The organism is uncultured Parabacteroides sp. (assembly GCF_905196875.1).
GTDB lineage: Bacteria > Bacteroidota > Bacteroidia > Bacteroidales > Tannerellaceae > Parabacteroides.
The window spans coordinates 13589-39958 of record NZ_CAJJWO010000013.1 but is presented as its reverse complement, the minus strand read 5'-3'; the positions used below and the strand labels follow the sequence as shown (position 1 = coordinate 39958).

The 26370-nt window shown below is 43.0% G+C and carries 17 protein-coding genes; 14 read left to right on the top strand and 3 right to left on the bottom strand.

All coding sequences use genetic code 11. The annotated features are described in order from the left end of the window. Position 1: 1 nt before the first annotated feature. Entirely contained in the window at positions 2–1186 is a 1185-nt protein-coding gene (locus QZ076_RS06905; protein WP_293711653.1) for a glycoside hydrolase family 76 protein, read from the bottom strand. Positions 1187–1538: 352 nt separating this feature from the next. Here QZ076_RS06905 and QZ076_RS06900 point away from each other — a divergent pair, with 352 nt between their 5' ends. The 9 genes from QZ076_RS06900 (at position 1539) to QZ076_RS06860 (ending at position 12364) form a co-directional block, all read left to right on the top strand. Next, on the top strand, positions 1539–5441 hold the full coding sequence (locus QZ076_RS06900; protein WP_293711650.1) for a DUF6383 domain-containing protein: 3903 nt from the start codon (positions 1539–1541) through the stop codon (positions 5439–5441). Positions 5442–5906: 465 nt separating this feature from the next. Beyond that, on the top strand, positions 5907–6551 hold the full coding sequence (locus tag QZ076_RS06895) for a DUF1062 domain-containing protein (protein ID WP_365324878.1): 645 nt from the start codon (positions 5907–5909) through the stop codon (positions 6549–6551). A 117-nt stretch (positions 6552–6668) separates the two neighbouring features. Beyond that, positions 6669–7256: an FKBP-type peptidyl-prolyl cis-trans isomerase gene (locus QZ076_RS06890; RefSeq protein ID WP_293711644.1), complete on the top strand. Its 588-nt coding sequence runs from the start codon at positions 6669–6671 to the stop codon at positions 7254–7256. 13 nt (positions 7257–7269) lie between these two features. Beyond that, on the top strand, positions 7270–7986 hold the full coding sequence (locus QZ076_RS06885; RefSeq protein ID WP_293711641.1) for an FKBP-type peptidyl-prolyl cis-trans isomerase: 717 nt from the start codon (positions 7270–7272) through the stop codon (positions 7984–7986). A gap of 170 nt (positions 7987–8156) precedes the next feature. Continuing rightward, positions 8157–8624, top strand: a complete 468-nt coding sequence (locus QZ076_RS06880) for an Lrp/AsnC ligand binding domain-containing protein (protein WP_028728227.1) — start codon at positions 8157–8159, stop codon at positions 8622–8624. Positions 8625–8733: 109 nt separating this feature from the next. Then, positions 8734–10110 carry a S8 family serine peptidase gene (locus QZ076_RS06875; protein ID WP_293711638.1) on the top strand — a complete coding sequence of 459 codons (1377 nt, stop codon included), beginning with the start codon at positions 8734–8736 and terminating at the stop codon, positions 10108–10110. Next, positions 10091–11434 (top strand): exodeoxyribonuclease VII large subunit, encoded by a 1344-nt coding sequence (gene xseA / locus QZ076_RS06870; RefSeq protein ID WP_293711635.1) that lies wholly within the window; start codon positions 10091–10093, stop codon positions 11432–11434. The genes QZ076_RS06875 and xseA overlap by 20 nt, the downstream gene beginning before the upstream one ends. A 13-nt stretch (positions 11435–11447) precedes the next feature. Continuing rightward, complete coding sequence (xseB, locus tag QZ076_RS06865) at positions 11448–11645, top strand: exodeoxyribonuclease VII small subunit (RefSeq protein WP_046145623.1); 198 nt, start codon at positions 11448–11450, stop codon at positions 11643–11645. Continuing rightward, positions 11645–12364 carry a 2-C-methyl-D-erythritol 4-phosphate cytidylyltransferase gene (locus QZ076_RS06860; RefSeq protein WP_293711632.1) on the top strand — a complete coding sequence of 240 codons (720 nt, stop codon included), beginning with the start codon at positions 11645–11647 and terminating at the stop codon, positions 12362–12364. Before xseB ends, QZ076_RS06860 begins: the two co-directional genes overlap by 1 nt. A gap of 2 nt (positions 12365–12366) precedes the next feature. Here the strand turns inward: QZ076_RS06860 and QZ076_RS06855 are convergent, their stop codons facing one another. After that, a complete protein-coding gene (locus QZ076_RS06855; RefSeq protein ID WP_195372395.1) occupies positions 12367–12951 on the bottom strand; it encodes an RNA polymerase sigma-70 factor in 585 nt (194 codons plus the stop codon). A 94-nt stretch (positions 12952–13045) separates the two neighbouring features. Between QZ076_RS06855 and QZ076_RS06850 the strand changes: the two genes are divergently transcribed. The 5 genes from QZ076_RS06850 (at position 13046) to QZ076_RS06830 (ending at position 24088) form a co-directional block, all read left to right on the top strand. Next, positions 13046–13966: a FecR family protein gene (locus tag QZ076_RS06850; protein ID WP_293711630.1), complete on the top strand. Its 921-nt coding sequence runs from the start codon at positions 13046–13048 to the stop codon at positions 13964–13966. Between the two features lie 233 nt (positions 13967–14199). After that, positions 14200–17562 carry a TonB-dependent receptor gene (locus QZ076_RS06845; RefSeq protein WP_293711628.1) on the top strand — a complete coding sequence of 1121 codons (3363 nt, stop codon included), beginning with the start codon at positions 14200–14202 and terminating at the stop codon, positions 17560–17562. A gap of 22 nt (positions 17563–17584) precedes the next feature. Continuing rightward, a complete protein-coding gene (locus tag QZ076_RS06840) occupies positions 17585–19141 on the top strand; it encodes a RagB/SusD family nutrient uptake outer membrane protein (RefSeq protein WP_293711626.1) in 1557 nt (518 codons plus the stop codon). A gap of 88 nt (positions 19142–19229) precedes the next feature. Then, positions 19230–21536: a glycoside hydrolase family 3 N-terminal domain-containing protein gene (locus tag QZ076_RS06835; protein ID WP_293711624.1), complete on the top strand. Its 2307-nt coding sequence runs from the start codon at positions 19230–19232 to the stop codon at positions 21534–21536. Between the two features lie 17 nt (positions 21537–21553). Then, the gene (locus tag QZ076_RS06830; RefSeq protein WP_293711622.1) at positions 21554–24088 is read left to right on the top strand and encodes an alpha-L-arabinofuranosidase C-terminal domain-containing protein; all 2535 of its coding nucleotides are present in this window, start codon (positions 21554–21556) and stop codon (positions 24086–24088) included. A gap of 114 nt (positions 24089–24202) precedes the next feature. Here QZ076_RS06830 and QZ076_RS06825 read toward each other — a convergent pair whose 3' ends face one another. After that, a complete protein-coding gene (locus QZ076_RS06825; RefSeq protein WP_293711619.1) occupies positions 24203–26281 on the bottom strand; it encodes a hypothetical protein in 2079 nt (692 codons plus the stop codon). Between the last annotated feature and the right edge of the window lie 89 nt (positions 26282–26370).

The window sequence follows — 26370 nt, the reverse complement described above, 5'->3', positions numbered from 1 at the left end:
ATTATTGAATATTATTGATCTCAGCAAAAAGTTCAATCATGCAGGCGTTGTCCAGCAACCATTTGAACTTCTTATTCTTAGTGCCTGCCCAGTCGTTACCCAGGAAACCGTTTTCGTCACGGGTATAATTCCAGGCATAACGGGCATTGTCTGCCATCGTATTTACATATTCGTAATTATTGTCTACCTCTGCCAGAGCGATAAGTCCACGCAGGAGGATAACGTTGAACCACGGATTTGAGGGGTAAAAATAAGCATCTTTTCCATCAATACCAGTACGTTTGCTCAAAAAATGCTTGTAAGCGCCCTTTGCGGTATTTTGTGCATCTTGCAGGAATGTATCGTCTGAGGTGGTTTGATAGAGCAATACACCGGCCTGTATCATCTGTCCGCTGTTGTAGGTGAATTTAGCTTTTCCGATTGTTTTATCGAGGCTTATGTTGTCCCAGTAAACCGAGTCGGCAGGGTCGCATAAATTTGTTTTTGTCCAGTTGTAGGTTTTGATGGCCTGATCCAGATACTTCTGTTCTTTCGTCAGGTTATACAGTTTCATGCATAAAACGGCGGCCGGTGCATTGGAGCAGGTATTTTTGGATACTTTTTTCTGTTCGCACCAGTAGATGCCACCATCCAGCACATTGTCCCAACCGCTATAGATATATTCGTGCAACTCTTTCGCTTTCAGAAGGTACTGCTGGTCGTTGGTGAGTGCATACAGGTCGCAGAAGTCGATGGCTAGCCAATCGTTATCATCGTAGAAACGGTCGCTTTCGCCGTTGAACATGGGATAGCTCTGATAGCAATGCGGAGTACGTGTATTGTCCCAATAGAGATCCAGCCCCGGGATAATGCGTTTTTCCAGTATTTCCAGGTATTTGTTATCACCGGTAACATCATACAGGGCAATACATCCCGACAACATACCGGAGTAGGGCCAAAGGAAAGATACTTCCTGGTCCTTTTTCTGTTCGCTTCCTTCAGCGAGGTAAGTAACCTGGTTCTCAGGATTAACAGGGTAGGTTTCCGAAAGAAGACCGTACTTCTCGACATTGTACTTTGTCAGAATGTTGGTCAATAACGAGTCTGCGATAATTGCATCCCTGTTTGCGTGGAATTGTGGTTGCCTGGTACACGCACAAAAACATATTGCGAGTAGGCAACAAGTAAAAATTGGTCTAATTCTCATGGTCTATATATTTGAGCTGAAATTGAAAAGTACAAATGTAATATATTTTCTTTAGTTATTGAATAATAAAAGGAGGCGATTATCAAAATGTCACTAGTATAGCGACTAATCAGGATTAATATAGCGACTAAATTGAATTAGTATTGCGACTAATATTTTTTAACACATTAAAAAGAAAGCGATTGAGTAAAATAGTGAACAAATAGTAACCTTATCCGGCGGCGTTTTAGATCAAAACAAAATGACTAGAAAAAACGATCCTTTTTGCTAGTCATTTAATAAATGGCAACACTTGTGGTCGATATGGGTAGGCTTTTAAGTAACACTATTATTAATATTAAATTAAAGAATTATGAACAAAAAGTTTTCTACGTTAGTGGCTGTCCTTTTGGCAGCCGGTGCTTGGACGACGCTGGATGCTAAGGTGATTACAGTCACTGAGCCGGCTGTTGGTCAGGCTGTAGTAATTGGTAGTAATTTGGATGGGGCTAAAGAGGGTTCTGCCATTTATTTGACTGCCGAAGGATATGCGGCTGTAGTTGAAGGAGATGTGACTGCAGAAACTACTACTTGGGAACTGGAAGCTGTTCCTGCAGTTGAATCCAAATCTGAAGCTTCAGTAAAATATTATCTGAAAACAAAAAATTCAGATGGCGAAACGGTATATTTGCTTCAAGCACAGGGTGGAGAAGGAGAAGCTGAAGGTGCTTCATTAAAAAGTACACCCAGTTACACTTATTCAGTAGGGGCAGTAGCAGAAGGACAGGCAGCACTTGAAATTTATATTGTTGATGGTAGAATTCAAGTAATGGAAGGTGAGACTGCAAAGAACTTGAAGTTTGGTGAGAGTAAAATTGAGTCGGAAGAAATACAAACTAAAAGTGAGGAAACTGCATTGACTACTGTGGAATTCGGTGTTTACAGTGCTGACGTATTCCCCGGCACAGGTGATGTTGCAGTGGATGAAAGCGGTAAGGTAACAGATCTGAACAGTTTTGTTGAAAATGCAGCTGAAGCTACTGCTTCTTTCTACCTGCAAGTGGAAGGTGGATATTTGTATGTATCCGGTAGTGAAGTAAAAGTATCGGAAAAAGTGGCTGCTACTGCTGCTTATTCCTGGACATTGGATGCAAGCAAAAAGATGTACTCTGTTGCTCTGGATCGTGCTGATAGCGATGCTAAGTATTTGAGTGTAAAAGCTGAAACAAAAGCAGCTGCTAACTGGACATTGGTGAAGGCTGCTGTTGCTGCGGAAGTTACTGTAGCAGACGGTGGTTTGACTGTAGGTTCTGCAACAATCAGTAGTGTATCTGTTTCTGCTTTAGCTCCGGTTGCTACTAATTCTACCATTACGATAGATGGTCAGGATGTCGCTTTACAAACTTCTTTCAATAAAGATGAATATTATTTCATCTCTGGTAGTGATGCCGCTAAGGCTTGGAAAGGTGCTACAGATGGTACGGTTTCGGCTACGACGGCTGTGAATACAGACGAATATTTGTGGGCTGTGGAAGATGCTTCTGCTAACGGTGTAACAAGATACAAATTCAAAAACAAAGCAACTGGCAAGTATGCTATGTTGAATAAATCTATTGAATTTGTTTATACGGCTGCATATAATAGCGGTATGTATTTGTCTATTGCTAATGGTGCAAATCTGGATGCAGATCTTACAAATACAACAGCTGCTGCTTCTTTTGGTATCTACAAGTCAACAATTGAAAACGTTGATGCTAAAGAGCTTAACGACGTTCTGGGTAATGGCTTCGGTCTGAGTATCCTGAAAGTAAAAGATAGCAAAGACAAAGTGGAAGGCATGGATGCTTTTGATGGTAAGCTGACTGCTATTGTTACAAAGGGTTCAGATGCTGCAGATGTTAAAACTTTCCAATTGATAAATGGTGACAAATATGTTGCTCTTACGGTTGCCAATGAATGGGGAGTTGAAAATACAGGTGTAAACAAGAGAGGTGGTAAGTTCGTTCTTATCGATGGAAAAGAACTGGCTAAGAATACAGATAAATATTTGACCTATTTCACTATTAAACGTTATTCTGGTGTTGCTGACAATCTGATTGACCATGTTTCTGTTTCAGATAAGGCTGCCGCTGCTACTGACACAAGAAACCTGTACATCATGAAATTGGGTGAAGATTTGGTTCTGACAGGAACTGTAGGTACTATTGCCGGTGAAATCTATCCGTACATTACATTGGGTCTGAATAATGTAGCAAGTGTTAAACAATTCCTGGGTACGTTCTGGAATATCTCTTTTGCTGCAACAAACAGCGAAGTAACAGATGCCAACAAATATAAAGTAGGTCGTGCTTTTGCAATTGAGGATGATGCTCCTGAATACGTTTTGGCTAGCTCTGTAGAAGCTGGTTTCCCTGAAGCACAGTGGGCGGTAACTGCTGCCGATTTGAATACAAATAAGTTTACTTTGGCTAACCGCGAAACAAAAGCTGAAATTAAAGATATTGTATTGCGTGAAACAAGTGAAAAGAATGTATATGTTGTTGAGTCTGTAGAATCTGATAAAAATCTTGCAGCAGGCGATAAGATCAAAATGACTGCTTACGAAGATCCTACAATGTTTGATGGTTTTATGCATACAACTGAAAACGCATTGAGAAACCAGAAATATTACATGGGCCAGTACCATGCAATTGCAGGTAACAAGAATGTGTATTTCTCAGAAAACCATCAGAAGTCTCACCAGCTAGGTGTAGTAACCGATAAAGAAAATGCTACTCTTTGGAACCTGAGCTTCAGAATGAAGGATTATGACGGCGGAACAAAGAATGCTGTCGATACAGTATTTGTTGAAACTGTATTCGCAACGTTGATTGATGGTAAGATCGTTACTGATCCGGATAACAAGAAAGTTGAGAAATCTAAACTGGCTATCCTGCCGTATCAGTTCCAGAACAGAAGCAATAATGAATATGTTGTTTACAATGGTGAACATGGTTATAATTTCTATGTACTGAATCCTGATAAGAAGAAGGAAAATGCTCATAGCTTCGCATTGAAGAAACAGCCGAACGGAACTTATAATATCGTTCAGTTCTTTACTACTGATGATGAGGATACTCCTAAAGTTAATGAAACACATAACTTCAATCAGAAAATCTACGTGGCTAACAGTGAAGTTGATGGCTTTGGTGAATTGAGACAGATGGATACTTATGCTACTGATAATAACTCATTGATGGTTGTAGAAAAAGCAGATGCTCCTGAATATCACAAAATCGCTGTAGAATGGGGTGACACAATCAGTCTGTATCGCGAAGAAAACAATGCTCAGGTATTGTATGAAAAACATGATGACAAATCGGTTGTTGAAAAAGATACATTGAGCTTCCTGAACATTGATAATATCAATCAGTTTAGTGTAAATCCGGCTATTTTTGCTGATACAGCTTATATCAACCGTACTATCAATGGTGAAGCTAATACTTGCTACCAGTATTTACTGGCTGTAAACGTTGACAAAGAAAAGACTCACTATTGTCCTTACAACCCGGAACACAACACTGACGAATGGTTGGCTGCTAATGGTGGCCCTTGTGCAGACGCAAAAGAACACAGAGCTGTTAAGGGTCGCTTCCTGGTGAACCTGATCGACACTGCTAATGTTTATGGTGCTACTCATCTTCATAACAATCCGTATGTAAATGAGGTTGAAGCTGGTGAATCTCGTGCTAAACTATCATTCGTAGAAGGTATTCACGCTGATGATACACTTTATATTACTCGTAAGGGGGGTGAAGTTGTTAAGTTGGCTATGGATACAACAGACTTCAATGTGGCTAAGTTTGCTTTCCGTTATGTAGATAACGATGCTAAGACATTCAAGATCCAAACTCAATGGAAGAACTATTTCCCGACTGAAGATGCTGAAAAAGTTGAAAAAACAGCAAACAATGACGGTTACTTGAAATGGATCAATGGTACATTGGTTGTAGAAAACGGTTTCGCAAACGGTGATGTATTCGGTATCGAAGAAAACGTTAAACGTGATCCGGTTGCTAACGAAGACATTACAACCTCTTCAATTAGCATAGTAGCTAAAGAAGGTGCAGTAATCATCAACGGTGCAGCAGGTAAGAAAGTTACTATCAGTAACGTTCTTGGTCAGACAGTTGCTAACACAGTTCTTTCTTCTGATAAGGCTGAAATCGCTGCTCCTGCAGGTGTAGTTGTAGTAGCCGTAGAAGGTGAAGCTGCTGTAAAAGCAATCGTAAAATAATAGAAACTATTTATAATCAATAAATTTAAATTTGACTGCGCGGTGATATCGGACAAGAATCAACCAATTACCCCGTGAGGGCGAACAAGCGGTCGATATTAATACTAAAGTAATGAAATAAAGTTCTTCTGTTCAACCTCTGTGAAGAGCAAAAACAGACAAAAAAAGCAACCCCTGGGAGATTCATCTTTCAGGGGTTTGTGTTGTATGGGGAGAATAACTATCTTTGTCTCCCGATAACCATAATAGTCACATTTTGAAAGTAATTCTAAGACTTATACTGGCTTAATATTAGCCCCATAAACCGCGGGTTAATAGTTCTACGTTCGGGAAATCCTTCTCGAACAGGTTTTTCATATCATCATTTTTCTTCACAGTATCGTCCTTTGAGGCCGATAGCATCTGCTATTGTCGTTTATGATAACCTTTTGAGTTTCTCATAAGCAGTGATACTGTGCGGATATAATGAATTTTTCAAAATACATTAAGCACAGTATAGAAATGGAAAAAGAATATATATGGGAAATAAAGATCAAAAATACCCCAATCTTAAAACGAAAATGTAATCGCTGTAGTTCCGACAGATTTTATTGCAGCGGTAAATTCAGAATGAATTCCCAGAAAAAGAACACAGATGTATGGTTAATATATAGATGTATGGAATGCGACAGCACATACAACTTAACTATATTATCACGTACGAAATCCGAACTGATCCAAAAAGACCTGTTTCTTAAATTTGCAGAGAATGACGAAGCGGTAGCGTGGGAATATGCTTTTTCTGCTGAAACAGCAAGAAAGAACAGTGTCGAGTTGGATTATGGCAGTGTCGAATATGAAATACAACATGAGTCTATTTCGATTGATGATATTTTAAACAGTGATAACGACATTATATCATTCAAAATTCAAACTCCTTTTGATTTTGGACTGAAATTGTCATCTGTTATCCGGGCATGTCTGGGATTATCGGCAAATCGGTTAAATCAAATGATTGAAGCAAAAGCGATTTATGCACCGGAAGATTATCTGATAAAGAAACATAAAGTAAGGAATGGAGATGTAGTATCGGTTAGTAGAGGTAAGTTACAAAGTGTTTGCAAAGAATGAAAGACACACTGTTCTCCCATAACAGATGCAAAAGTAATAAAAAAGTACCTTCCGATGACGTTTGTGTACTTAAAAGCATTACTTTTGTAGTTTGTAATTAGTTGAAAACGAAAAAGAATGGATAAAGTAAGTTATGCACTTGGCTTAAGTATCGGAAATAATTTCCAGAACTCGGGCATTAATGATCTTCAGATTGAAGACTTTGTAAAGGGATTGAAAGATGTTTTGGGTAATCAGACTCCTGAACTCAGTTATGACGAAGCTAAGCAAGTGATCAACGATTACTTCATGAAGCTGCAGAAAGAAAAATTCGAAGTAAACAAAAAAGCCGGAGAAGAATTTCTGAATATAAACAAAGGTAAAGCAGGTGTTGTTACATTACCGAGCGGACTCCAATATCAGGTACTTCAAAAAGGAAACGGTGCGAAACCGACCGCATCCGATCAGGTGAAATGCCATTATCATGGTACATTAATCAATGGAGCAGTATTTGATAGCTCCGTACAGCGCGGTGAACCGGCAGTATTCGGTGTATCGCAGGTAATCCCGGGATGGGTAGAAGCATTACAACTGATGGAAGTGGGTTCTAAATGGAGATTGTTCATCCCGTCTGATCTGGCTTATGGCGAACATGGTGCGGGAGAAGCGATCGAACCGAACAGTGCATTGGTATTTGATGTTGAATTATTGGACATAGTAAAATAATTTATAGAGAAAAATGAAAAAGATTAGTGTTTTAGCCGCTACAGCTATTGTAGCATTGGGCGTTTCTGCCACATCTTGTGACTCAAAAAAGAGCGCGAACCTGAAAACCTCTGTGGATAGCGCGAGCTATGCAATTGGTGTTGCTAACGGTAGCATGTTCAAACAGAACCTGGACGGTATGCCTGGTGGTCCTGCTAATGTAGATGCTTTATTAGCTGGTTTCGAAGCTGCTATGAAGGGCGATTCTACCGGATTGAAAATGACTCCGGAACAGGCTCAGACTTACCTGAATACTTATTTCGTAGAAGCTCAGGCTCGTGATGCCAACAAGACGAAAGAAGAAGGCGAAAAGTTCCTTGCTGAAAACAAAGCTAAGGAAGGCGTTATTACTACTGAAAGTGGCTTGCAGTACAAAGTAGAAACAGAAGGTACAGGTGCGAAACCGACTGCTGAAGATCAGGTTAAAGTACACTACACTGGTACACTGTTGGACGGAACTAAGTTCGATAGCTCTGTTGACCGTGGCGAACCTGCTGTATTCGGTGTTGGCCAGGTGATCAAAGGATGGACTGAAATTCTGCAGATCATGCCGGTTGGTTCTAAGTATGTGATCTGGGTTCCTTCTGATCTAGCTTATGGCGAACACGGAACTCGTGGTATCAAACCGAACAGCGTATTGAAATTCGAAGTGGAATTGCTGGATATCGTTAAAGACGATCAGAAAAAGTAATTTCTCATTTTAGTAGATAAAGGAGCGGGCAATTTATGCTGAAAAGCATTAATTACCCGCTTTTATTATTTATTTGCTACTTTTTTCTTTCAGAATGATAGAATGTTGAAAATTATTATATACTTTTGATATATAAATAATTTAGAGCGTATAATAAAGCGATAGAAAACATGGAGAAAATAGACAAGCTGGATCGGCAGATATTGAACATTATTTCAAAGAATGCCAGGATTCCTTTTAAGGATGTAGCTGAAGAGTGTGGTGTGTCTCGTGCAGCCATTCATCAAAGGGTACAGCGCATGATTGATATGAATGTGATCGTTGGATCGGGTTATCATATTAATCCTAAAATTCTGGGATATAATACCTGCACGTATATCGGTGTTAAATTGGAACGTGGTTCTATGTATAAGGATGTGGTTCCTGAATTTGAAAAAATACCTGAAGTGGTTGAGTGTCATTTTACTACCGGTCCGTACACAATGCTGATCAAATTGTATGCCCGCGATAATGAGCACCTGATGGAACTTCTGAACTCGAAGATCCAGGAAATACCGGGTGTAACGGCTACAGAAACGCTGATCTCATTGCGCCAGAGCGTGAAACGTGAGATTCCTATCTGCAATGTCAACGAATAATTTGTAACATAATAGACAGCCCGGCCTCCTGAAGAGTTGCCGGGCTTTTTTATATCCATCGCAATTATTACCTTTGTAAAACCAATGTAGTATAGAGTTTATTAGTTCCATGAAAAGATATATAGGACTTATCATATTATTGAGTTGTTTTTCCTCGTGGCTTGTTGCCGGGGAAAGCTATTGCTTTCGCGTCTACCTGAAAGATAAAGGCGATTCCGGTTATACAATAGACCGGCCGGAGTCATTTCTTTCGAAGGAATCTATCCAACGTCGTGAGAAAACCGGTACGCCTGTATCGGTCACGGATCTTCCCATAGCACGTTCTTATCTGGATACATTGGCGTCGGCCGGGGCTGAACCGGTTGTCCAGAGTAAATGGTTTTCTACTGTGGTGGTGACGAGCCAGGACAGTACCGTTGCTGACCGGTTAAAGGAGCTGACTATTGTCGACTCCGTAAAATGGGTCTGGAAAGGCACCAATGTAGTTACAGCTGAACAGGAGGAGCAGGACGAGCGTTTCTTTCCGGCAGATACTCCGCTAAAAGACAGGTACGGATATGCCAGTGAACAGATTAAAATGCTTAACGGCATCAAATTGCATGAGGCCGGATTTCAAGGTGAAGGTATGCGGGTCGCCGTGATAGATGCCGGTTTTCAGAATGTAGACCGTATCAGTGTGTTCGATTCGCTGAGGCTGATGGGTACGCATAATGTGGTTTACCCGGGGCAGAGCGTATATAATGCCGACGATCATGGAACGAAAGTGCTGTCTTGCCTGGCTGCCGATATGCCGGGTATCATGGTGGGGACGGCTCCTAAGGCATCCTATCTCCTTATCAAAAGCGAAGACAGCGATTCCGAGTATCCTATCGAGGAAGATTATTGGGCGGCTGCGGTTGAGTATGCCGATAGTGTGGGAGTCGATGTGATCACTTCATCGCTCGGGTATTTTGCTTTTGATGCCGATGAATTATCGTATGACCAGTCTGCCCTTGACGGCAAGACAACATTGATCAGCCAGGCGGCTCATATGGCTGCCCAGAAAGGTATCCTGATGTTTTGCAGTGCAGGCAATGAGGGTAACGGGATTTGGGGAAAGATCACTTTCCCGTCCGATGCATCGGATGTGCTGACGGTGGGAGCGATCACAGAAGAAAAGAAGAAAAGTGTTTTCAGTTCTGTCGGTTTTACGGCCGACTACCGGGTGAAACCGGATGTGGTAGCGCTGGGTTCGGGTAGTTGTGTGATCGATCCGAAAGGGAATGTGCGTTATGCCAGCGGAACCTCTTTTGCCACGCCTATCCTGGCAGGTCTGGGAATATGCCTGTGGCAGGCGTTACCCAGATTAAGCAACAAAGATATTATAGATCTGCTGCATCAGGTATCGAGCCAATCCAAACGGCCGGATGCAGAACTGGGATATGGTATTCCCAATATGTACAAAGCTTATAAAAAAGGACTTCAATATGCCGGGGCTGAACATTAATCCGGAATACACTGGCAATAAACGCCGGGAGTTCTCTTTACTGGAATTGAATAATCTGGTGCGGGGAGCGATTAGTGACGCTTTTCCCGGTACTTGCTGGGTGCGCGCGGAAATGAGTGATGTGCGGACCAATGCAGCTTCCGGCCATTGTTATCTGGAATTTATAGAAAAGAATCCGGTAACCGGACAACTGGTTGCCAGGGCACGCGGCTCTATCTGGGCGAAAACGTTTCGGATGCTGAAGCCTTATTTCGAGATGGAGACGGGGCAACTGTTCGCTTCCGGATTGAAAGTGCTGGTTAAAGTTACCATCGAGTTTCATGAGTTATACGGATACAGCCTGACTGTGACGGATATCGATCCGGCTTATACGATGGGTGATATGCTCCGGCGCCGGATGGAGATCGTCCGCCAACTGAAGGAGGAAGGTGTGTTTACGCTTAACAAAGAGTTGCCTTTTCCTGAGTTGCCTAAACGTATTGCCGTTATCACTTCGCCTACTGCGGCAGGATATGAAGATTTTCTGAACCAGCTGGCACATAATAAGGCCGGTTATCCTTTTTATACAAAGCTTTTTCCTGCCCTGATGCAGGGAGAAAAAACGGAAGAGTCGGTTATTGCGGCACTTGACCGTATTTATCATCATATCGATTGTTTTGATGTGGTGGTGATTATTCGTGGGGGTGGAGCAACCTCCGACCTGAATAGTTTCGATTCGTATCTGCTGGCTGCTAATTGTGCCCAATTCCCTTTGCCGGTTATTACCGGTATCGGTCATGAACGGGATGATACGATCCTGGACATGGTGGCTCATACCCGGATGAAGACGCCGACGGCCGTGGCGGAATTCCTGATCGGTCGTATGGATGTAGTGGCGATGGAGTTGGAAGAACTTCAACAGGATGTCAGCGAACTGGCTACCGGGATCTTGCAGAAACAACGGAATTTCCTGCAACTGCTGGGTAATCGTCTTCCTGCAATCGCTATCAACCGGATCGAGCGTAACCGCTCGCTTTTACAGATGCTGGGTAATAAACTCCCGACCTCTGCTTCCGCCATGTTGTTGCGTCGTCGTTCCACGTTGGATACGTTGCAGTTGCAATTACAGAATCGTGCGACTTCCCGGATCACGGAGGGAACCCGTTTTATTCAGCTGACAGAACAGTTTATCAAGATGGCTTCTCCTGATTATGTACTGAAGCGTGGTTATAGCCTGGCCCTCAAAGACGGCAAAATAATTAAACATGCCACCGAACTTAGTTCCGGCGACGAACTGGTGACCCGGTTTGCGGATGGGGATGTGAAGAGTATCGTTAAAAAATAAATCATTCCGATATATGACAAAGAAAGAAGAAACGTACAACGAAGCGGTAGAGAAACTGCGTAAGATCGTAGCCGACATTGAGAACGGTGAACTGGATGTGGATGTCCTTTCCGAGAAAGTGAAGGAAGCGACTCGCCTGATCAAATTGTGCAAAGAGAAACTATATAAGGTAGACGAAGAGGTTAAAAAGGTATTGGAGGAGCTGGAGTAATGCGCAGATATGTATTGATCGTGGCCGGAGGGAAAGGACTTCGAATGGGCGGAGATCTGCCCAAGCAGTTTATCCCGTTGGAAGGAAAGCCTGTCCTGATGCATACGCTGGAGGCGTTCCATCGTTGGGATGCTTCGGCCGAACTGGTGCTGGTGCTTCCCGAAGATCATCAGCCGTATTGGAATATGCTTTGCCGGGAGATTGGCTGTAAAGTACCTCACCGGATCGCGAATGGCGGTGAGACGCGTTTTCATTCCGTTCGGAACGGATTGGAATTCCTCTCGGAAGAAATTGAAAATGCATCCGAAAGGAATGAAAAAGCCTTGATCGCCGTGCATGACGGTGTGCGTCCGTTTGTATCGTCTGAAGTTATCGAAACCTGCTTTAATGAAGCGGAGAAAAATGGTGCGGTTATTCCTGTAATGCCAATGATCGACTCCTTACGCGAAACAGACGAAAAAGGCTCTCATCCGGTAGACCGCAGTCGTTATTTTGCCGTACAGACGCCGCAAGTATTTTGTGCCGACTTGTTACTCAAAGCCTATGAACAGGATTTTACTTCTCTTTTTACGGATGATGCATCTGTTGTGGAAGCGATGGGGGAAGCCATTCACATGGTTACCGGAAACCGGGAAAATATAAAAATTACGACACCGTTTGATTTACTTATTGCTGAAGCTTTGATTATCCGAGCCAAAAGAAGTAATGGAGAGGTTTGATTTTAAAACAAATATCCGATAAGGAGCGGTAAGTAATCTTTCAGGTCTTTTTTGAGAAGTTCGATTGCTTTATTTTTATACCGTTCAACTGTCCGTGTCGAAATATCCATCGATTCGGCTATTTCTCCATAACTTTTATCTTCAAAGCGGTTTAGTATGAATACACGGCGATAGTCTTCCGGGAGTTTGTTTAGTGCTTTCGCCAATAATTCCTGTAATTCGGTCAGTGTATAAAAATCGTCATTATTTTCTGCGTATATAGGAATATTCTCCTGAATGACCTGTTCGAACGATTCTGTTGGCTGGCGGCGGAGAAAATTCAGGCAGTGATTTCGAACGCAAGTCAGTAAATAATTCCTGACAGAAGTTTGCACAGAAATATATTTCCTATTTTCCCAAATAGAAAAAAATACATCTTGAACGATGTCTTCCCGGGTTTCTCTTTCCTTGATAAAGCGCTTTGCATAGAGACATAATGCCGGGTAATAATATTCGAATAATTTACGAAAAGATCTCTCATCATCCTGGGTCGAAATGTTCCGAAATAAGAGCTCAATATCAACTGCGCCAGCGTGTTCCTTTTCCATGATTTGACAAATGTATTTCTTTTTTTGAAAAAAAACGGATTTTGCTGTCGTGATTTTTATTTTCATGTGTCTCTATTATACAAAGGCTCGGAAAATGGAAGATAATAAAAAAACGATAGAAGAAATAAAGGCATTGACTGAAGATATTTTGGAATATCAGTCAGTAGATGTGGAAAAAGGATATATGCGAATAGGAAAGCGGATGCAAAAAAAGCAAGGTCGCCGGATCTATATGCAGACCATTTCCCGCATAGCCGTTATTTTACTATTACCGTTGCTGATTTCTTCGATTGTTTTTTCTTATTTATATATGGATCAGAAAAAACAGCTGGCTCAGGTCACTTACAATCAGGTAAGTTCTGCTCCGGGTACAGTGACCCGGTTGGTTTTGCCGGATCAGTCCGTTGTATGGTTGAACTCCGGAAGTTCGTTGAGCTACCCTTCTGTCTTCAGTGGTAAGGAACGGGACGTGAAATTATCGGGCGAAGGATATTTTGAAGTACAATCGGACCGGGAACATCCGTTTTACGTTTCCACCGACGGAGGAGTGAAGGTGATGGCTTACGGTACGAAATTCAATATCAATGCGTATGAAGACGAATCCTGTATAGAGGCGGTCCTGGCTAAAGGTAAGATCGATGTAATCAGCCGGAATAAGACCGTTTCTTTGGAGCCGGAGAAGCAAGCGCTGTTTGATAAGGAAACAGGAAAGTTCACTGTCTCATCAGTGAACCTGGAAGAAAAAATAGGTTGGAAAGACGGACGGTTGGTCTTCAGAAATACCCCGTTGGATGTGGTATTGAAGAAATTGTCCAAACGATATAATGTCGATATCGTGTTGCATAAAACTAGTAACAAGGAATATAAATATCGTGCAGCATTCACGACAGAGACGGTAGAACAGATACTGAATTACCTGAAGCTGACAGCACCTATCGAATGGACCGTAAAAGGGCTGGAGCAAAATAACGATGCCACTTTTGCCAGGGGGCGGATCGATGTATATCAGAAATAAAAACAAATAAAATATAGTTGTACTTAAATCGAATATGCCTATGGTGTAATAAAGAAATGTGCCTTAAAAAAAGCAAGAATAAGCGCCAACCTATTCTTGCCCGTGTGAAACATCTTTTGACAGGCGCCAACCTGTCAAAAAAATAATAAATATAAATCATTTACAAAGTTATGAAGTTATTTAAATTACGCAAGGGTAACTATGCCCGATGTATGCTTAAATCTTTCCGTATTATGAAGTTAAGTGTCGTATTTTCTTTTTTGATGGCTGCCCAGCTATATGCCGGAGTATCCTATTCACAGACAACTTCGCTTTCGTTATCTTTGAAAAACGTAACGGTTGAACAAGCGCTTGACCAGATTGAAAAAGAAACAGGTTTCTCTTTCCTTTTCAGAGATAATACAGTGGATGTAAATCGTATTGTCAGTCTGAAGGTGAACGGAGGCGATATCAATCATATCTTATCCCAGATATTCAATAATACGAATGTCGAGTATAAAATTGTAGACAAACAGATTATTTTATCTAAAAAGGCAGCAGTCGTTTCGGTTCAGCAGCAAGACCGTACAATCACGGGTATTGTCACCGATAACCTCGGGGAACCTATTATCGGAGCTAATATTGCAATTAAGGGAACAACGATCGGAACGGTTACTGATATCGACGGTAATTTCTCGTTGGAGGTTCCTGCATCGGCTACTATAACGATCTCTTATATCGGTTATCTGACGAAAGAAATTCCGGTAGGGAACAATTCACGGATTGTAGTTAAGCTGGCGGAAGATACACAGAATCTGGACGAAGTCGTTGTTGTAGGTTACGGTGTTCAGAAGAAATCAGACTTGACAGGTTCGGTTGCCAACATTAAATCGGAGAAATTGATGGAACGTCCGGCAACAACTGTTGAACAGGCTTTGGCAGGACGCGTAGCCGGTGTGAATGTTTCGACCAACTCTGGACGTCCCGGCGGACGAACCAGTATCCAGATCCGTGGTTATAGTTCTATCAATGCAACCAGCAATCCTCTTTACGTTGTCGATGGTGTCGTATGGGAAGGCGGAGGTCTGGATGCGATCAATCCGAATGATATCCAGAGTGTCGATGTTTTGAAAGATGCTTCTTCTACGGCTATATACGGTACACGTGGTTCTAATGGTGTTATCATTATTACAACGAAGAAAGGTAAGCTGGGTCAAAAAGCAAGTATCGGCTATGATGCTAACGTATCGTTCAGTAAATTGGCCCGTAAGATCGATGTGCTTAATTCAGAAGAATTCATGCAGGTATGGGATACCGGTTACAAGAATGCAGAGAAGTTCGATCCGGCCGGTTGGAAATCAGGAAAATATAACTCGTTTAGTCCTGAATATGTTCGCGAACATTATAAGGTAGGCAATACTTATGGCAACCGCGAATTGTTCGATGCCAACGGCAAGCCTTTATATGACACGGACTGGCAGGATGAAGCAACCCGTTTGGCTGTAAGTCAGAACCATAACCTGTCGGTAACAGGTGGATCGGAAAAAACATCTTATGCTGCTTTCCTCAACTATACGGATGATGAAGGTATTCTGAAGTCGACTTATAAGAAACGTTTCTCCGGTCGTTTGAACCTGGATACTGAAATTACCGATTGGTTGAAGGTCGGAACAATGTTAAGTTATAGTGATATCCGCGAAAGTTTCCAGGATCAGGAACAGGGATCTGGTAATATTCCGAGAACCATGATTGAAACGACTCCGATCATTCCTACAAAATGGGCCGATGGAACTTTTGCCCGTCCTGCTGATTTTGCCGGAATGGAAGATGCCGATACTCCTGCCAGCCTGGCAAGCGAGTTGAAATGGTTGAACAAGAGTGCCTTATTCAATGGTAATGCTTATGCGAACATTACCTTTATGAAAGGTCTTGAATTCAGAACGACTATCGGTGCCTCTAATACAGACTGGCATGAATTTATTTTTGCTCCTACTACGATCAGCTTACGTACAGGTGTGGGTAAAAACAAAGCGAATGTAAACAGTGAACGCCGCCGTTTCTGGCAGTGGGAAAATCACTTGACTTACAATACGACAATCAACGATATCCACTCGATCAACGCGATGGTCGGTGCCGAGTATCAGAAATATCACAAACTGCGTACGGAACAAACCGGACAGGATCTGTCTGACGATTTCTTCAACTGGAATAATCTGGGACAGGCAAAATCACAATCGATTGCTTCCGAATTTATGGGGTGGCAGATGGAGTCTTATTTCGCCCGTATCAACTACAGTCTGAAAAACAAATATTTGTTGACTGTAACAGGACGTGTGGACGGTTCTTCCAAATTCGGTAAGAACAATAAATATGCATTCTTCCCATCAGCTGCATTAGGCTGGCGTGTCGTAGACGAAGCTTTCATGGAAAATACAAAAGACTGGTTATCTAATCTGAAACTGCGTTTAAGCTATGGTTTGACCGGTAACTCCGATATAGGCCAGTACCGTTCATTGTCGATGTTGGGATCAACTACTTATGTATTCGGAGGCGACAGAGCTCCCGGTATGATTATCGGTGAGTTGGCTAACCCGGATCTGAAATGGGAAAAGACAGAACAGTGGGACTTCGGTTTCGACTTCGGTGTACTTGACAACCGTCTCTCTCTGGAAGCCGACTTCTTCCTCAAGAAAACAAAGGATTTATTGTATGAAGCTCCGGTTCCTGCAACCAGCGGTAAACGTTCTATGATGTCTAATATCGGTAGCATGGAAAATAAAGGTATTGAGTTGACATTGAATACTGTCAATATCAAAACCAACGACTTCCAGTGGTCTTCTTCATTCAATATTTCATTCCTGAAGAACAAAATTACCCAGTTAGGCGTAAATAATGAAGACAAACTGGTCGATCCCGACTTCCTGGGTAAGAACGTTATTCTGCGTGTCGGAGAGCCTGTCGGATCATTCTGGGGTTATAAATTGCTGGGAACATGGGGCAGCAATGAAGCCGAAGAAGCCGCTAAATACGGAAAAAAACCGGGTGACCTGAAACATGAAGACCTGAACCATGATAATCAGATCAATGACGCCGATAAACAGATCATCGGTCGTGGAACTCCTGATTTCTATGGTACATTTAATAACTACCTGCAATATAAGAACTTCGACTTCTCTCTGGAATTGCAGTACTCTGTCGGTGCCGACGTATTGAACAATACTAATCACTCTTCGGAAGACCGTACCAGCATTGCCAACTCCAAAAAGACAGTGTTGAATGCCTGGACAGAAGAAAACCAGAATACACCGATCGCACAGACTCGTCTGGCCAGTGCGGGATATACAACGCTGATCGACTCTCATAAGGTTGAAAACGGTTCTTTCCTGCGTGGTAAGAATATCTCTATCGGTTACTCTCTGCCAACAGAACTGATCAGTAAGATCGGTTTCACTAAACTTCGTGTTTCTTTCTCTGCTCAGAACTTCTTCCTGATCACATCTTATTCCGGATACGATCCTGAAGTTTCTACCTGGGATACCGGATTCTCACAGAATATCCAGTTCTATGATTATCCTAAAGCAAGAAGCTACACCTTTGGTCTTAGTGCAAGTTTTTAATTTAATATAATCTATATTGATCATGAAAAGAACAGTAAAACAATTCTATATATTCGCTTTAAGCGGTTTGCTTTTAGCAGGAGTTACCTCCTGTGAGGATTTTCTGGAAGAAAATCCTAAAACTAACTTTAGTCAGGATAGTTATTTCCAGAACATCAACCAGGCGAAGACTGCGGTAGATGGTGCTTACGAACGTTTGAGAGCATTGCAGGCATATGACGGTTATGGCGAAGGCCCGTGGGTAACACTGGAGTTATTGTGCGGTCATGCAACCACTTTGGGACAAAGTACTTATAACAATGGTTATATCCGTCATACAACAGGAACGAACAGTCCTTCTTTCAAGAATATCTGGGAAGGTTTCTATGAAGGAATTGCCGACTGTAACATGTGTATCACCGGTATCCAGAAGGTTAGTGGCGACACTAAGAGCCTGCTGGGTGAAGTTCATACGTTGCGTGCCCTTTATTATTTCTATTTGGTACGTCTGTACGGTGATATCCCTCTGATCCTCGAACCGGTGACAGCCGACTCTGAACTCCTGTATCCGGAACGTGCCACAAAAGAGAAAGTGTTCGAATCGATCCTGAGCGATTTGAAACTAGCTGAACAATCCGGTCTTCCTGAAACCGACCGTACGGGCCGTGTTTCTTTAGGTTTGGTGAAAACGATCATGGCCGATGTTTATCAGTATATGGCAGGTGCTCCGTTGAATAAGGGTGCTGAGTATTATAAGCTGGCTTACGAGAAAGCAAAAGAGGTGCTCGACAAATCTTACTGTGTTTCTCCTGCCAGTGCCGATTATAATGCCAGTGCAGCAGGTTCCGCCTGGTATTCTTTGTTCGACTCTTATGAAAAACTGCATGATGATGAAAACAAGAACCGTGGTGAACTGATCTTCCAAATCCAGTATAAAGAAGGTATCACAACGAACCAGATCACTTCCATGATTGTACCGACTATGAAGCAGATCATCAAGATTTACGACGAGTTCGGTGCTTTGATGCCGACCTGGGATTTCTATAATTCCTACGAAAAAGGAGATAAACGTACTGAAGAAAAGGAAATGTTCTTTACTAAAGACGGACATCGTGATGATAAGACCAATATTATCGAATTCGGTTCACCGGCTTTATATAAGTATTATGATATCGAAGGTGCATTAAAGACCGGTCTGTGTGATATCAACTTTACTTTGTATCGTCTGCCGGAAGTTATGTTTATCTATGCAGAGTCTTATACTCAGGCAAACGGAGCTCCCGACCAGTTGTCTTATGATATGGTCAATGCTATCCGTAGCCGTGCTAACCTGGCCCCTGTTACCGGATTAAGCAAAGACGATTTCCTGCAGGTCGTATGGAAAGAACGTGCTCATGAGTTATGCTTCGAGAACAAAGATTATTTCGATATTCAGCGTACCCGTAAGGCATATAATGTGAAAGCTAACAGTTATGAGGCATACGATGGTTTTGCGAATGAAAGCGGCATTACTTTCGACGAGAAATATCTGTTGTGGCCCATCCCCTCGACAGAGACAGATGCGAATCCGAAATTATTGCCGAATAATCCCGGTTGGTAATCATTCAGTTTAAATGAGGAAAAGGGCAACGGTTTTGGGAATGATTTATCAAACAAGACTTTTGCCCTTTTTTTATAAAGAGAAATATATGATCAGAAAAAGTATATGTATTCTTTTTGCTGTCTTTTGCGGACATGCGGCTTATGCGCAGTTGTATAAAGATCCGAAAGCTCCGGTAAAAGACCGTGTTGAAGACCTGCTCGGGCGTATGACACTGGAAGAAAAGGTGGAACAAATGTCGATGACGGGACTGGGTGATTTCCCGCGCTCTTCGGGTGTGTATGGCGTTTGCGACAGTCCTTTCGAAAGTCTGGAAAAGATTGTAGAACAATCGGCACAAGCCAAAAAGCATGCTCGTGAAAATACTCGTTTGGGTATTCCTCCGATCCAGATCGCGGAATGTCTGCACGGACAATTGGCTTATGGGGCAACGATATTCCCGCAGGCCATTGCGCAAGGTAGCACCTGGAATCCGGAACTGATAGAAGAAATGGCCTCCGTCATCGCCTATGAAGCTTCTGCATCGGGAGTGGATCAGGTCTTGTCTCCGCTCTTCGACCTGATCCGTGACGCACGTTACGGGAGGAACGAGGAATGTTATGCTGAAGATCCTTACCTAGTCGGACAGATGGGATCGGCTTTTGTTATCGGTTTGCAGGGGAAACCGGAACAGACCCGTATCGGTATTCCTGCCGGTAAACTGATGTGTACAGCCAAGCATTTTGCCGGTTATAGCCAGCCGTGGGCCGGCATCAACCTGGCACCGGCATCATTGGGTGAACGGGAAATGCGCTCTCTCCATTTGCCTCCTTTCCAACAAGTAGTAAAAGAAGCAAATGTATATTCTGTTATGCCATCCTATAATGAAGTGGACGGTGTGCCGGCTCATGCCAATCATTTCTTATTGACGCAAGTTTTGCGGGATGAATGGGATTTCCAAGGATATGTCTTTTCGGATTACGGGGGCGTTTCTCAACTTTATAATTTCCACAAGATAGCCCGTGACAAAGCAGAAGCTGCTGAAATGGCCGTTACTGCCGGTGTCGACCTGGAAGCTGCCCGCCCGGATATCTATACCCATCTGGTTCAGCTTGTGAAAGACGGGAAAGTCCCGAAGTCGTTGATCGATAATTCGGTACGTCGTATCCTGACGGCAAAATTTAAAGCCGGTCTGTTTGAGAAACCTTATCCTGAAGTAGCGAATATAAAGGAAAGGGTTCACCTTCCGGCTCATGTAGAACTTGCGCAGAAGGTCGCTGAAGAATCCATTATTCTGTTGCAGAACGAGAACAAGACGCTCCCGTTGGAGATCAGCCGGCTGAAGGATATTGCTGTGGTTGGTCCGAACGCCGATCAGGTACAGTATGGGGACTATTCCTATACGCGTGATAATAAGTCGGGAGTTACCGTGCTGGAAGGAATCCGGCAGGCGGTAGGAGATCGGGTGAATGTGCATTATGCCAAAGGTTGCGATATCTCAGGATTGAGTAAAGAGGGTTTTCCGGAAGCTGTCAAGGTGGCCGAGAAGAGCGATGCCGTAGTTGTCGTATTAGGCGGAACCAGTGTGATTCTTTCGGGACTCGGCTGGGGAAGAGGACCGGGCGAGAACGAGGTAGGCGACCCGTTTACCTGCGGGGAAGGATATGACCTGACAGACATCAATCCGCTGGGCGTTCAGCGTGAGCTGGTACAGGCCTTGAAAGAAACCGGTAAACCGATCATCCTGGTATTGGTACATGGCCGTCCGTGGAGTATCTCCTGGGAAAAAGAAAATGTTCCGGCTATACTCGAAGCCTGGTATCCGGGTGAAAGAGGAGGTGCTGCTGTTGCCAATATCCTGTTCGGCAAGGTGAACCCTTCCGGTCGTTTAAATGCAACGATCCCCCAGTCGGTGGGACATATTCCTGTTTTCTATGATTATAAACCCTCCGCAAAAGGGATCAACCGTGAACCGGGGACAAAAGAAAAGGCTGGACGTGATTATGTGTTTTCATCTCCAGCTCCTTTATTTCCTTTCGGATTCGGTTTGTCTTACACTTCTTTCGAATATTCCGATATGCAGGTTTCCAAAAAGACTTTCGGAAAAGAAAACGTAGAGGTTTCTGTGCTCGTGAAGAACACCGGCAACCGGACAGGAAAGGAAGTCGTACAATTTTATGTCAATGATAAAGTGAGTAGCGTTACTACTCCGGTAATTGCATTGAAACGTTTCCAAAAAATAGAACTAAAACCTGGTGAATCTAAACGTGTTACATTCTCAATATCCTATATAGAACTCGGCTTGTGGAATTCCCGGATGGAATTCGTTACGGAGCCCGGTGAGTTTGAATTTATGTTTGCAAAATCGGCGGAAGATATACAATGCCGGCAAACCGTAGAATACATAGATAATTAATCTCAATTTTAAATACAATGGATAATAAATGGTATAAAAGATCAGGTTGGTTGGCAGGACTATCGTTGTGCTTGTCGATGGTAGCCTGTAACAAGTCGGACCAGATAATTGTGGATGTCTCCCAGGAAGGGGCCGAAGTGCCCTCTTCACTGTACGGTGTGTTTTTCGAAGAAATTACACATTCCGGGGATGGTGGTTTATATGCGGAAATGGTGCTTAACCGTGGGTTCGAAGACGGTAACCTGCCGTCAGGGACTGTTTACGAGGATGGATATGCCGTATCGAAAGATTTACCCTGCTATTCCAATGACTCGATCAATCATTTCAAGGTGAAATGGCAGGATGGAAAGGCTATGAATGGGTGGAAAGTCGTTTGTACGGCCGGCCAGCCTGTTTATAAGATCGTGGATAACCAACCCCTGCATCCGGCAACCCCGCATGCTTTACAGTTGGAACTGGGAAAGTCGGCAGGTGACGTACAGGTTATCAACAATGGGTACTGGGGTATGGCTCTCAGCAAAGGGAGTTCTTATAAGTTGGCTTTTTACCTGAAAGCGGATGCTGCCAGCGATGAAGAAGTGTCTGTCGCTTTAATCGATGAGAACAATCAGCCGGTTGCCTCACAGAGCTTTGAGATCACCCGTGATAACCAGTGGCACCGTTACGACGGAACACTTGTCTCTGCTTCGACAGGAAACAAATACCGTTTGGCGCTGACTTTCAAGAATAAAGGAAATATTTATCTGGATTATGTATCCCTGTTCCCGGAAGAGACATTTATGGATCGTCCGAACGGTATGCGTAAAGATGTGGCTGAAATGCTGGCCGATCTTCATCCTGCCTTTATCCGTTGGCCGGGTGGTTGTATTGTGGAAGGCCTGAACATGGCAAACCGTGTTAAATGGAAAGAAACGATCGGCGATCCTGTAACCCGACCGGGCGAATATAATCTCTGGGGATATCGCAGTACGTATGGTTTCGGTTATCATGAATTCCTGCAATTCTGCGAGGATGTGCATGCAGATGGTATGTTCGTTTGTAATGCAGGTATGGCCTGCCTGTTCCGTAACGGAGATTTCTGTGACGATAAACAGGTGGACGACCTGATCCGGGAAGCGTTGGATGCTATCGAGTATGCCATCGGCGATACGGATACTTATTGGGGAAAGAAAAGAGCAGAGAACGGTCACCCGGCGCCTTTCCCATTGAAATATGTCGAGATAGGCAACGAAAATATCGGCTCCCGTTATGCTGCCAATTACAAACGTTTCTATGCGGCTATCAAAGAGAAATATCCTCAGATTACACCGATCTGTGCCCTGATGTTCAGTCCTTATCTGCAAGAAGCCGGACCGATCGACATCATTGATCCGCATTATTATGAGACGGCTGACTGGTTCTATCGCAACGGCGACCTGTATGATAAACTTCCGGCCGATTATCCTTATAAGATTTATGTCGGTGAGTACGCCGCTACCGGACGTTCCAGCTTGTATTCTTCATTGGCTGAAGCTGCTTATCTGACGGGTGTGGAACGTAATGCTGATAAGGTACAGTTGGTATCTTACGCTCCTCTGCTGGAAAATGCGGACGGACATGGTCGCAACCACCTGATCATTTTGAAAAACGACTCGGTATATGGACGTACGAACTACCATATCCTGAAGATGTTTTCAGAGAACCGTCCGGATGTCAACCTGAAAACCCAGGTTTTTCCGGCTGAGACACAGCCTGTTTTCCGGACACAGGGAATTCTGGGTATCGGAACCTGCAACACCGTAGCCGAATTTAAAGACTTTAAGGTGACCCGTGACGGTGAAACGGTATATGCTACTGACTGGAGCGACTTGTCTTCTGCCTGGACTGCCTCACAAGGCGACTGGAGCCTTGATAACGGAGTCTTAAAACAGTCGAAAGTGGAGGGTGACTCTTACTTGTGGCTGAACGACAAAGAACTTGGCGACTGCACCATAGAACTGAAAGCCCAAAAGCTTGAAGGACGTGAAGGTTTCCGTATCTTCTTCGGCTCTAAAGGAGAAGAACAATATTTTATGGCGGATATCGGTAGCCATACGAACGAGTCTGTGATCTTCGGAGAAAGAAATGCTGCCGGCAATGTTTCTTTGTTCGACTATCGTAATGCAACCGGTGTAAATACCTATCGTTGGTATGATGTCAGAATCGAGATTAAAGGAAATCACTGGAAATGTTACCTGGATAATCAGTTGGAGTATGAATATACTTATCAGCCGGTAATCCGCCATTATGCGGTTTCCGGCTATGACAAGCAGACTAACGAGGTTGTTATCAAATTGGTGAATGGTGAGAATACGCCGTGGAATACTTCGATCAACCTGGCTAATATGAAATCGGTTCAGTCGGAAGGTACGCAGATCACTTTAAGTGCTGTGAATCCGGATGATGAGAATAGTTTTGCTGATCCGGAAAAAGTCGTTCCGGTGGAAACCGTCCTGAAAGGAATAAAACCTTCTTTCGAAATGGTTTGCCAGCCTAATTCATTTACAATCCTGCGAATTCCTTGCGAACGTTGATTACAATAAAAATACTCGTTGACGGAATTAAAGATGGTTCATTATATAAGAAAGATCTGAACTAAATTAATTCCGTCAAGAGTATATATTGAGATTATCGTAAGGTGGCAATGATTACTTTTGATATTTCAAGACAGCTATTTTTACGTTTTTAATACCTGTTTCTTCAGAGCGAAGGAGTAATTTCTCTACTTTCAAACCCGGCCGGAATGAAATCATGGTACGTTGACCGGCTATTTCCGTATCTATTTGTGAACCTCCGAATTTATCTTCATATTTGACAATCATACGAACTGTAAATGGTTTGTCGGTGTCGATCAGGTTCTCAATGGCATAATCACGCGCATGGTTTGGATAACCACCTTCGCGTAATGTCTTTTCTGCTTCTGAAAATCTCTGAAGATTACCTTTTCCATATTGGGCTTTCTTTGCCTTTGGACTCACCTGGATTTCACAGGCATGATCATTTTCGTCGGTACCGGTAAGTAAAGCTCCTAGTTTACCGGACAGGTCATCTCCTGGTTCTACATCGAATGTCAGCATAAATGAAGGGCTTTCAACAGGAAAGGAAGATGTTTTCGTTATTTCTTTAGCCAATGTCTTAGCCTTTTGAGTGGCAGGAATAATTTCCTCCATCCATTTTGTCCCGATACGGCCGTCAGGATAGTGGATCATTTCATGGATGTTTAATGTTCCACCCCAGTTTACCATAGGAATCCAGCCTGCCATCAGGAAGCGTCCGCCAGCTATTTCTGTGATAGCTGGAACGCACATTCCATTGTAAAAATCCAGTCCTTGTTTAACTACATCTGTATATTCATCCTCACCTGCATTGGACGGTTTTGACCATAAGCCCGTAAATCCACCGATTACATAATCAAAATTTCCCCAGCGGAAAAAGAATGTACAGTCACCTCCCGGAGGAAATCCAGGGTTGACAGACCACCAGCCTCCATTTATTGATTTAGACTCCCAGGTTCCTTTTGCTCCATAGTTGGCCAACATGCGTAAACGTCCTTCCGGATCAGTGTATACACTCGGGTTTTCACATGGATGGAATAATATATGTGTCTTTTTGAAATTACTTATGCCATCCTGACTGATAGAATAAGTCGAACCGGCTGGAAATCCGGATATCGTATTGTAACGGAAGGAACCTGTCGTACCGTGTTCATTATAATAATCCCATAACTGCGGTAAGGTTGTCTTTTCCTTTGGATAGATACGGGTAGTATGCAGACCGTAACTGATACAAAGTTTATTGTCGAAGATAAAAGGAGTGCCTGTACCTAATGTTTCCCACTGTTCTTCAATAGGTGTGGCTGCATCGTGTTCAGTCCATGTTTTGAAGTCGGTCGTTGAGATATGTTCGAAATAATGGGCTCCCCGGCCGAATTTACTGGCATGTCCGCGTCTGTCGTACAGATAAAATACATGGTAACGTCCCTGATAGAAGAACGTTGCTACATCGCCAACCCAGGTATTATGGCCTTCTGGTGTCCAATATTGGATTTCTTGTGAGACACGCGGTGTTTCTAAGTTTGTTTTTTGAGGATCAATCCCCGGAAAATATATTTCTGCCTTTGAAATAATAGAAGGGTTTATTTCCCAGCTCGTTTGTTTTCCCCATTGCGGATAACCTAATGGGAAATCGTTATCCAAGAGTTCATTGTCGATATACATAGTCCATCGAACCCCTGAAAAATGAAGAACGATTTCATGTTCGCCTTCTGGTTTATCCAGCATAGCTAATGGAATACCGACAGGCATATAACGGGCCTCTTCCGGCTGAACCGGTAAATGGAGCAGGAGAGAAGCCTCCAATACTGGAACAGAACCGTCTGACATAGGGTAAGCCGGATAGTTCTGTTGTTTGCGGTCCTCCGGATCATGCTGATATGTATTCACCTCCAGTACCCCGGGAATTGTAACTAAGGATTCTTTTGAAGTAACTTTTTTCAGGTTGACCTGTAGTTTAATAGTAAAGCTACTGCTATCGCCCGGTGATGTAAAGTTATCTTTTGATTTCTGTTGCGTGAGGATATTTAATGGGACATTCCGGGTTGTAAAACTCCAGGGGGAAGAATGAAGCTCAAGCTGAACAGGCTTTTGTGTTTCAGTACAACCCACACTGATAATACTACTGACGATTAGTATGATTACGGCAAACGAAGTAATAAGTTTTGTATTCATTTTCTCAGAATTTTAAGTGTAACGATTTTCTATCACAATCTTTTTGAAGACTGCGACTGTTAGGATTTAATAATTTGTAATCTCTGATA